The organism is Nesterenkonia haasae (genome assembly GCF_010119385.1).
GTDB lineage: Bacteria > Actinomycetota > Actinomycetes > Actinomycetales > Micrococcaceae > Nesterenkonia > Nesterenkonia haasae.
The window spans coordinates 199,601-205,882 of the sequence record NZ_VFIE01000018.1; the positions used below are offsets into that span (position 1 = coordinate 199,601).

General features: G+C 60.6%; 5 protein-coding genes. 1 reads left to right on the forward strand and 4 read right to left on the reverse strand.

Annotation, left to right across the window (positions count from 1 at the left end; all coding sequences use genetic code 11):
• Positions 1 to 10: 10 nt before the first annotated feature.
• Genes araA through FH975_RS04285 form a run of 4 tightly spaced genes read right to left on the reverse strand, consistent with a single transcriptional unit; the run spans position 11 to position 5,492 of the window.
• Entirely contained in the window at positions 11 to 1,528 is a 1,518-nt protein-coding gene (gene araA, locus FH975_RS04270) for an L-arabinose isomerase (RefSeq protein ID WP_162320223.1), read from the reverse strand.
• The gene (locus FH975_RS04275) at positions 1,525 to 2,253 is read right to left on the reverse strand and encodes an L-ribulose-5-phosphate 4-epimerase (protein WP_162320224.1); all 729 of its coding nucleotides are present in this window, start codon (positions 2,251 to 2,253) and stop codon (positions 1,525 to 1,527) included. Before FH975_RS04275 ends, araA begins: the two co-directional genes overlap by 4 nt.
• Entirely contained in the window at positions 2,250 to 3,929 is a 1,680-nt protein-coding gene (araB, locus tag FH975_RS04280) for a ribulokinase (RefSeq protein ID WP_162320225.1), read from the reverse strand. The genes FH975_RS04275 and araB overlap by 4 nt, the downstream gene beginning before the upstream one ends.
• 33 nt (positions 3,930 to 3,962) lie before the next feature.
• Entirely contained in the window at positions 3,963 to 5,492 is a 1,530-nt protein-coding gene (locus tag FH975_RS04285) for a glycoside hydrolase family 43 protein (protein WP_162320226.1), read from the reverse strand.
• Between the two features lie 266 nt (positions 5,493 to 5,758).
• Here FH975_RS04285 and FH975_RS04290 point away from each other — a divergent pair, with 266 nt between their 5' ends.
• A complete protein-coding gene (locus FH975_RS04290) occupies positions 5,759 to 6,166 on the forward strand; it encodes a cytochrome b5 domain-containing protein (RefSeq protein ID WP_162320227.1) in 408 nt (135 codons plus the stop codon).
• Positions 6,167 to 6,282: the final 116 nt, after the last annotated feature.

Below are 6,282 nucleotides of genomic sequence, written 5' to 3' on the forward strand. Positions count from 1 at the left end.
GAGTGACGGGTTACAGTCCTTGCGCCAGACGGTAGTAGGCGGCGTTCCACCGCAGTTCACGTGCAAAGCCGCGCGAGGTGGTCCCAGCGTCGATCGTCGCCAGTTCGATGCCGGCGATCTCGGCTAAGCTTTCGAACGCCTCCAGGCCAAGTGCTGTGGTGAGAACGGTGTGATGCGCGGCCCCAGCGGTGAGCCAGCATTCTGCACTGGTGGCAAAGTCTGGCCGTGGCTCCCACACGGCGCGTGCGACGGGGAGCCGCGGAAGGGGAGCATCTGGCGAGACGATGTCGACGACATTGGCGGTGAGGCGAAACCTCTCGCGCATATCCGACATTGCCACCACCACGCCGCTGCCGGTGTCAGTGTCGAAAATCATTCGCACGGGGTCTTCGCGGTCACCGATCCCCAGCGGGTGAACTTCAATTCGGGGTGTCTCAGTCGTGAGACTGGGGCAGATCTCGAGCATGTGAGCCCCGAGAATCTTCTCTTTGCCGGGTGTCATCTCATAGGTGTAGTCCTCCATGAGGGAGGCTCCGCCCGGCAGATCGTAGCCCATGACCTTCGTCGCACGGACCAATAGCGCAGTCTTCCAATCACCCTCGGCTCCGAACCCGTACCCGTCGGCCATCAGCCGCTGGACAGCCAGGCCGGGCAGCTGGCGAAGCCCTCCGAGGTCTTCGAAATTCGTGGTGAACGCCGTGAAACCGCCTTCGGTGAGGAATGACCTCATCCCTAGCTCTTGGCGTGCCGCATAGGCCAATGAATTCCGTCGCGCACCGCCTGGCTTCAGCTCTTCAGAAACGTCGTATCTAGCGTCATACTCCGTGAGGAGTTGCTGCACGTCCGCCTCGTCGATCGACTCAACGCGCTCGACGAGGTCATTCACCGCCCACGTGTTCACCGAAGCGCCGAGACGAATCTCTGCCTCGGTTTTATCGCCCTCGGTGACGGCGACATTGCGCATATTGTCACCGAAGCGGCACAGTTTCATGCTCCGCAGAGCCTGCCATCCTGCGGCGGCCCGGACCCAGGTGCCAATCTTGTGTTGTACACGTGGGTCGCTGGCGTGTCCTACAACTGTGGTACGTGCGGTAGCCATGCGCGTGGCCATGTAGGCGAACTCTCGGTCACCGTGAGCGGCCTGATTCAGGTTCATAAAGTCCATATCGATCTCGTCCCACGGCAGCGCGGCCTCGGCCTGCGTGTGGAAGTGGAGCATCGGCTTGGTCAGAGCTGCCAGACCGTTGATCCACATTTTGGCGGGAGAGAAGGTGTGCATCCATACGATGACTCCGAGACAGTCTGGGTCGGAGTTCGCGTCCAATGCCGCACGGTGGATTGAATCGCGTTCTTTGAGTACCGGTTTCCACACAATGTCAGCGGCTACGGCCTCCGAGCGGTCAAGCATCTCGGCGACGGACGCGGACTGTTCAGCCACCTGCTGAAGGGTTTCGTCGCCGTAGAGGTCTTGCGAGCCCGTGAGAAACCAGATGCTCTTGCCCTCGAAGGGTGATGGGAGTGCGCTCACGCTGTGCTGCCTTTCTGGCCGTAGACGTTCTGATAGCGGGCGTAGAGCGAGTCGATCTGCGCCTGGTCGATGCGAACCGGATCACCGTAGGCCCGCGCGTAGTGGACCGTACGTGCAACTTCTTCGCACATCACCGCCGCTTTGACTGCGGCCTTGGCATTGGTCCCGATGGCGAACGGTCCGTGGCGTTCCATCAGCACCGCTTTGGAACGGGAGTTACGAAGGGTTTCCACAATGCCTTGGCCTATCGAGTCATCGCCGATCAGGGCGAAGGGCCCGACCGGGACGTCGCCACCGAATTCGTCAGCCATCATGGTCAACACGCACGGAATAGGTTCAGCACGAGCGGCCCAGGCGGTCGCAAAGGTGGAGTGGGTATGTACGACTCCACCCACGTGGTCCATGTGTCGGTAGACGTAGGCGTGAGCCGCCGTGTCCGATGAAGGGGTGAGCGAGTCCGCTGTGCCGTCGTCGATCTTCTGCCCGTCGAGGGTGCAAACCACCATGTTCTCCGCGCTCAACTCGTCGTAGGAGACGCCTGACGGTTTGATGACGAACAGATGGTGACCCGTTGTGAGTTCGGGGACCTTTTCCGATACATTCCCGGCAGTCCACACCACCAGTTCGTTGCGGGGTAGTTCCGCGTGGAGGGCCGCCACAGCAGCTCTGGTGCGACCGATGCGGTCTTGATCCTCCGCAGGGAGGTCGGCAAGTGTGATGGTCATGATGTATGTGCCTCCTGAATATGGGCGCGGCGGCGGATCGCCTTGAGGCGGCGCATGATGTCATTGCCTCCGCGGCCGAAGTAGTCGTGAAGTCGCTTGTACTCGGCATAGAGCGCGTTGTATTGCTCTACCCGATCGGGGTCTGGGGTGTACGCGTCGGAGGTCCGCCCACCCATGACTTCTCCGGCAGCTCGGACATCGTCGTAGAGGCCGGCAGCCACCGCTGCGTGGATTGCTGAGCCGAGGGCGGGGCCTTGGCCGGAGGTGATGGTGGAGATGGGAAGGTTGGTGATGTCCGCGTATGTCTGCATGAGGAAGGTGTTCTTCAGCAGGCCCCCGGCAACAACAAGTTCACGGACCGGCACCCCTGAGTCGTTGAAGGCCTCAATGATGGTTCGGGTCCCGAATGCAGTGGCCTCCAGCAGTGCCCGGTATATGTCTTCGGGCGTGGTGGCCAGGGTCTGCCCTACCACCAGACCTGAGAGTTCATGGTCCACTAGTACTGACCGGTTCCCCGAGTGCCAGTCCAGAGCTATGAGCCCATGACCTCCGACCGGCTGCTCCTGGGATTTGAGGGTCAACAGCTCATGCAAACTGAGCTGCGCATTCTGGGCTTCTAGGTCGTAATCGTGCGGGACTTGGTTCTCCACGTACCAGGCAAAGATGTCACCCACGCCGGACTGCCCTGCTTCGTATCCCCACAGGCCTTCGGTAATGCCTCCGTCAACGACCCCGCACATTCCAGGGACTTCGCTGAGTCTTTCGCCGTTCATGACATGACACGTCGAGGTTCCCATAATCGCCACCATCTGCCCCGGTTCGACAGCATTTGCTGCCGGAGCGGTGACGTGTGCGTCCACATTGCCCACCGCTACTGCAATGCCCTCGGACAGTCCTGTCCACTGGGCGGCCTCGGGGGTCAACGACCCGGCATGCCCTCCGAGGGGTGCAATCGGGTAATCCACTTTGTCCTGGACGAACTCTGCGAACTCGGGATTTAGTTCTGCCAGGAATTCTGGGGAGGGATAGGCGCCATCCTGGTAAATAGCTTTGTAACCGGCGGTGCAGGCGTTCTTGGTGTAGCTTCCGGTCAGCTGCCAGACGATCCAGTCCGCTGCCTCGACCCAGTGGTCCATCGCTGAATAGATCTCTGGGTCCTCTTCGAGAAGCTGGAGGCCTTTCGCGAACTCCCATTCGGAGGAGATAAAGCCGCCGTAGCGTCGGATCCACCCTTCTCCGCGCTGATGAGCAAGCTCATTGATGCGGTCGGCCTGGCCCTGGGCGGCATGATGCTTCCAGAGCTTGACGTAGGCGTGGGGGCGGTCCTCGAAATGGGGGAGCTCATTCAAAGGAGTGCCGTCTTTGAGCACTGGAATCATGGTGCACGCGGTGAAGTCGGTGCCGATTCCCACCACCTGGTGTGGTGATACTCCTGCCTCTGCCAGCGCAGCAGGTACCGCATTCTTGAGAACGTTGATGTAGTCCTGCGGAACTTGAAGGGCCCAGTCCGGCGGAAGCGGCTCGTTCCGATGAGCTGAGAGAACGGTGTCCATCACCGCATGCTCGTAGGGGTGCACAGCTGTTCCCAGCTCTGCACCGTCCCGGACTCGCACCACAAGAGCGCGGCCGGAGAGTGTGCCGTAGTCCACCCCAATTGTCACGTCGTTGTCAGCCATGGTCCACCTCTATTTCGCTTAGTTTCCGGCCATTCATCGTGCTGTGTACTCGAAGCTGGTCAGTGTCACCGTCGACGTCGTCGCAGCGCCGTCGCTGGTAGCGAAAACCCCTATCCAGAGGCCCAGGAAACCGCCCGTCGAGACGGTGTCGAGGAGACGTCCGTCGATGCTTCCGATCGACGCGCCGTTGATTGTCAGCTGATAGTCCTGTCCCCTGGCACGCAGTCCCAGCGTCACCTTCTGGGAGGCCTCGACTGGCTCTTCGTGCAGGATGCTGTGCTGGCCGGCCTGACGATGCGTCACCCGTGCCGTATCCCCGTGGTGACCGCGGTGGATCTCGACTGTGGCGTGATCGCTCTCAGACTGGCGGATGAGAAGGCCCGTCCGTTCGCCGGCCTCCAGCTGGTCCGTGATCACTTTGGCGGTGATATCGACATCCATGTGCTGCTGCCGCACACCCAGGAATGCTGGAGTGGAAGGCTCGGTGATACGCGTGGGTCTCACCGCGATCTCCCACCCTTCGCCCACCGGCTGAGCAAAGGAGTCGATCGGGCCTCGCAGTGCCGTCCAGCGCTGGTCGCCAGGCGGAATCACTCCCGACAATGGGGGTGCTGACTCCCGTGCTTCTGCGCCGGGCACGTAGACTCGGTGAGGCACTCGGCCTTCTCCTGGAGCGAAGATTGGCCAGCCGTCCTCCCACACCACCGGTGTAAGAAATGTCTCTCGTCCGAGGTTGTAGTGGTAGCCGCCGTAGGTGCGCATGCCCAGCAGAACCGCCCACCAGGTGCCGTCAGAAGCTTCCACCAGGTCGGCGTGCCCGGCGCCCACAACGTCGCAGTGGCGGCCAAGGTGCCTGTGGGTGAGGATCGGGTTTCCGGGATTTCCCCGATAGGGACCGGTGAGGTTATCGGACTTCGCGATCATGACTGAGTGGTGGTGCGCCGTTCCACCCTCTGCCGCCAAGAGAAAGTACTCTCCGTCTTTTCGGAACAGGTGCGGCGCCTCCGCCCAGATACCTCCCTTGAGTGCACCAGTCCAGATGACAGTCTCGGGGCCCCGCAGGACCTCCTGTTGGGGATCGTACTGTCGCAACCACACCTCGGTCTGTTGGCGCCACTCTGGGTCTTCTGCCAAACGGGTCCCGTGAATCCACACTGTGCCATCAGTGTCGAAGAAGATGGAGGGGTCGATACCGTCGGCGTCCAACCAGATCGGATCGGACCATGATTCAGCGGGGTCCGTCGCAGTGATCAAGAAGTTGCCACCGGGCGTTCCCTCTGGTGTTCCGACCAAAGTGCACACAAGGTAGAAAACTCCGTCGTAGTGCCGAATGGTGGGGGCAAAGATTCCCTGGGAACTCTTGACTCCGTCAAAGCTCATCTGGTCTGGCCGGTCAATAGCGTGTCCTATCTGCTCCCAGGTCACCAGGTCGCGGCTACGAAACAGCGGCAGAGCGGGAAACACCTCGAATGTTGAGGTCACCAGGTAGTAGTACTCCCCCACGCGGCAGATGCTTGGATCGGGATAGCATCCAGGCAGAATGGGGTTCTCGACGTAAACCATGCACTCGTCTCTCATCAGGTGTTCAAAGCCAGTGCAGGGCGCCTGGGTCGCAGGCCATACCGTCTGCGGTTCGGCTGCTGTTTCAGACCAACAACACCGCAGAGGTGATGTGCACCACTCTAATGTTAACGTTCACATTACAGGTTTTGTCAATCCACTCGCCATATCACTGGAAGGCACACGAGGGTAGAGGCCTGATCCGTAGACTGATTTCCTGAGCTTCATGTAAGAAGCTCCGCCTGGTTCAGCTGACATGAGGAGACTCTTTGCCTTCATCAAACGCACTTCACCGCCCTACGCCCGCAAGGGGCATCGTCGCGTCTTTCGCCTGTATGGCTCTTTTGTCGCTCAGCGCGTGCGGCGATGAACCCGAAACTGGAGACAGCTCCACGACACCCACCAGTGCGGCCGAAGATCCCTCGCAGACCTCGAATGACGAGACATTCACCATGGAGGACGTCGAAGACAACGATTCCGCCGATTCCTGCTGGGCGGTGATGGACGACGCCGTATACGATCTGACCGCGTGGATCGATGACCATCCCGGTGGGGGAACCCGCATTGAGCAACTTTGTGGAACAGATGCCTCGGAGGCGTTCGAGGCCCAGCACGGCGGACAAGACAGACCCGAGGAACAGCTCACTGAGTTCGAGATCGGAACTTTGGCGGACTGAACCGTACAACACCCCAATGCTCGGTCCCCTTTATTGTTTGACGGATCCGAGCATGATGCCTCGTACGAAGTATTTTTGGAGGAAGGGGTAGAGGCAGATGATGGGGAGTGTGGTCA

Excerpts from the sequence above, each read along its gene's own strand:
- FH975_RS04285 (WP_162320226.1), bottom strand. The coding sequence starts at position 5,492 with ATGGTTTACGTCGAGAACCCCATTCTGCCTGGATGCTATCCCGATCCA.
- FH975_RS04275 (WP_162320224.1), bottom strand. The coding sequence starts at position 2,253 with ATGACCATCACACTTGCCGACCTCCCTGCGGAGGATCAAGACCGCATC.
- araB (WP_162320225.1), bottom strand. The coding sequence starts at position 3,929 with ATGGCTGACAACGACGTGACAATTGGGGTGGACTACGGCACACTCTCC.